General features: G+C 72.9%; 2 protein-coding genes and 1 pseudogene. 1 reads left to right on the forward strand and 2 read right to left on the reverse strand.

From position 1 onward, the window contains the following. Both K6I33_RS36465 and gabT read right to left on the reverse strand, forming a co-directional pair. The coding region (locus K6I33_RS36465) for a phosphatase PAP2 family protein (protein ID WP_229358571.1) at window positions 1–577 on the reverse strand (577 nt) is incomplete at its 3' end. Between the two features lie 372 nt (window positions 578–949). After that, the gene (gene gabT, locus K6I33_RS33650; RefSeq protein ID WP_229358580.1) at window positions 950–2,302 is read right to left on the reverse strand and encodes a 4-aminobutyrate--2-oxoglutarate transaminase; all 1,353 of its coding nucleotides are present in this window, start codon (window positions 2,300–2,302) and stop codon (window positions 950–952) included. A gap of 188 nt (window positions 2,303–2,490) precedes the next feature. On the opposite strand from gabT, the pseudogene K6I33_RS33655 reads away from it, so the two are divergent. Further along, a pseudogene (locus K6I33_RS33655) lies at window positions 2,491–3,093 on the forward strand (ATP-binding protein); the annotation flags it as partial.

Below are 3,093 nucleotides of genomic sequence, written 5' to 3' on the forward strand. Positions count from 1 at the left end.
CTCCCAGCGGTAGCCGGGGGAGGGTGGGCACAAACCACCCACGGGCCTGCACCCACAGGACCACGCCGGCCAAGGACCACGCACCGACCACATCCAGCGGCCAGTGATACCCCTGCCGCACCAACCCGAGCCCCACCCCAAGGTTGAGCAGCACATAGGGCACCACCCACCACCACGTCCGAAAGACCAACAACGCCGCCGCCCCGCAGGCGACAGCCGCCGTCGCCGCATGACCGGAAGGAAAGAACCCGTCATGCGGCCCGGCCCCCATGGCCGGCGGCCCCGCCCGCCCGATCCACCACTTCAGCGGGACGACAAGAGCGGGCACCGCAACCATCGCGAGGGCGGCACCCAGCGGCGCTCGCCACCGGCGGTGACGCAGGACGGAGGAGACGACGGCCACCAGAAGAACCGGCACCGCCACCACCGTGTCGCCCAGATCCGCCAGCAGTTCGGCGGGCCCCGACGGCACGGCGCCGGTGCCCACGACCGCGTGCCCGAGCCGCTCGTCGAGCGCGCGCAGCGGCCCGTGCGCGGCGACCTGCCAGGTGACGAGGGCGAAGAGGACGGCGCACACCGCCGGGAGCGCGTATCGCGCGTACGCCGACGGCCCCGGAACAGGGGGGGAAGTTCCAGGGCCGCCGGTCCGGCCGGTGGACCGCGCGCCCCGGGGGGTATGGGGCGGGCGACCGTCCGATCGGTGAGGATGTCCGGAGCCGAGGGCTCCAGTGCTGTGCGCGAAGGCACGGCCGGGCCGGCGCCGGGGAAGCGACGGCACGGTTTCGTCCGCAGTCCCCTGCGGACGGGGTGTTTCACTCATCTGAAGAAACCGTACGGCAGGGGCCGGGCGATCCGATAGTCGGATCACCCGTCCACCACCCGCCCCGCACAGGTTCTTCACCGGCTCACAGGGAGCTCACAAGAAGCCCGTGGCGGGGCGACAGCCGGCTCACAGACGGGCGAACGCGCCCTCGATGATGTCGAGGCCCTCGTTGAGCAGGTCCTCGCCGATGACCAGCGGCGGCAGGAAGCGCAGCACGTTGCCGTAGGTGCCGCAGGTGAGGACCAGCAGGCCCTCGGCGTGGCAGGCCTTGGCGAGCGCGCCGGCGGCCTCCGGGTTCGGCTCCTTGGTCGCCGGGTCCTTGACCAGCTCGATCGCGATCATCGCACCGCGGCCGCGGATGTCGCCGATGACCGGGAACTTCTCCTGCATGGCGGTGAGGCGGCCCTTCATGACCTCCTCGATGCGCTTGGCCTTGCCGTTGAGGTCCAGCTCGCGCATGGTCTCGATGGCGCCCAGGGCACCGGCACAGGCCACCGGGTTGCCGCCGTAGGTGCCGCCCAGACCGCCCGCGTGCGGCGCGTCCATGATCTCCGCGCGGCCGGTGACGGCGGCCAGCGGCAGACCGCCGGCGATGCCCTTGGCGGTGGTGATCAGGTCCGGGACGATGCCCTCGTCCTCGCAGGCGAACCACTGGCCGGTGCGGCAGAAGCCGGACTGGATCTCGTCCGCGACGAAGACGATGCCGTTGTCGTTGGCGAACTTCACGATCGCCGGGAGGAAGCCCTTGGCCGGCTCGATGAAGCCGCCCTCGCCCAGCACCGGCTCGATGATGATCGCGGCGACGTTCTCGGCGCCGATCTGCTTGGTGATCTGGTCGATGGCCTGGGCGGCGGCCTCGGGGCCGCAGTTCTCCGGGCCGGTCGGCCAGCGGTAGCCGTACGCCACCGGCACGCGGTAGACCTCGGGCGCGAACGGGCCGAAGCCGTGCTTGTACGGCATGTTCTTGGCCGTGAGCGCCATCGTCAGGTTGGTGCGGCCGTGGTAGCCGTGGTCGAAGACGACGACGGCCTGGCGCTTGGTGTACGCACGGGCGATCTTGACCGCGTTCTCGACGGCCTCGGCGCCCGAGTTGAACAGCGCGGACTTCTTGGCGTGGTCGCCCGGGGTCAGCTCGGCGAGCTGCTCGCAGACCTCCACGTAACCCTCGTAGGGGGTCACCATGAAACAGGTGTGGGTGAAGTCGGCGAGCTGCGCGGAGGCGCGGCGCACCACGGCCTCGGCGCTGGCGCCGACCGAGGTCACGGCGATGCCGGAGCCGAAGTCGATGAGGGAGTTGCCGTCGACGTCCTCGATGACGCCGCCGCCCGCGCGCGTGGTGAACACCGGCAGGACGGAGCCCACACCGCCCGCGACCGCGTCGAGGCGGCGGGCCTGGAGCTCGAGCGACTTGGGGCCGGGGATCGCGGTGACGACGCGGCGCTCCTGGGGGAGGGCGGCGCCTCCGGACAGTTCGGTCATGACGAGCTCCAGGGGGAAAGTACGGGCTTTTGGTCGCAGGCTAGGTGCGGCGGCGGGAGCGCGGCATGTTCCGATCGGGAGAAGTGCGCGCGTCCCGTTGTCCGTATCGGACATGGTGTCCCACTAGATTGGGCCGGTCGGAGACTTCAGGCACGCGCGGCGCGACGGCCGGCTGGGGGCGAGGGGCAGTGAGGGACACCGAGGAGACCACGGGAGGCGGCATGGAGCCGCCCGGCGCGCGGGGGGGCCGCATGCCGCGCCAGGCGGGCCCGCCCGGGGAGCCGCCCGCGCCGCTCCCCGTCGAGCCGGCCGGCATGCCGCTCCCCGTCGAGGCGGCCGTGGCACCGCCCGTCGAGGTCGTGCCGCCGCGCCCGGAGGCCGAGCCACCGGCCGGCGGCACCGCGGGCGCCCCGTTCCTGTCCTGGCTGCGCACCCCGCGCCCGGACGCCGCGCCCGGCGTGTGGACCTTCGGCCACCGGCCCCGGCCGCCGGAGGAGCCCGACCGGATTCCCGGCCGGCAGCTCCTCAGCAGCGCGGTGATCTCCCTGCTGTGCGGCTGGCTGCTGTGGTCGCTGCTGTGGAACGGCTACCTCGGCCACTACTGGATCTGGCCGCTGTTCGCCCTCACGCCCGACTCCTGGCGGGAGGAGGGCATGCTCGCCGTCTGGGTCGTCTACGGCTACTACGTCCTGGTCGCCCTCGTCCTCGTCGTCGTCTTCGGCCGCCTCGGCCGCTGGCCCCAGGTCTGGCGCCGCTGGGCCGTGCCCGCCCTGCGGCGCCTGTGGGACGAC

Origin of the sequence: Streptomyces sp. UNOB3_S3 (genome assembly GCF_020740895.1) — a bacterium.
Lineage (GTDB): Bacteria > Actinomycetota > Actinomycetes > Streptomycetales > Streptomycetaceae > Streptomyces.

Bases quoted from the DNA above. Each gene is read 5' to 3' on its own strand.
- gabT (WP_229358580.1), bottom strand. From the start codon at position 2,302: ATGACCGAACTGTCCGGAGGCGCCGCCCTCCCCCAGGAGCGCCGCGTC.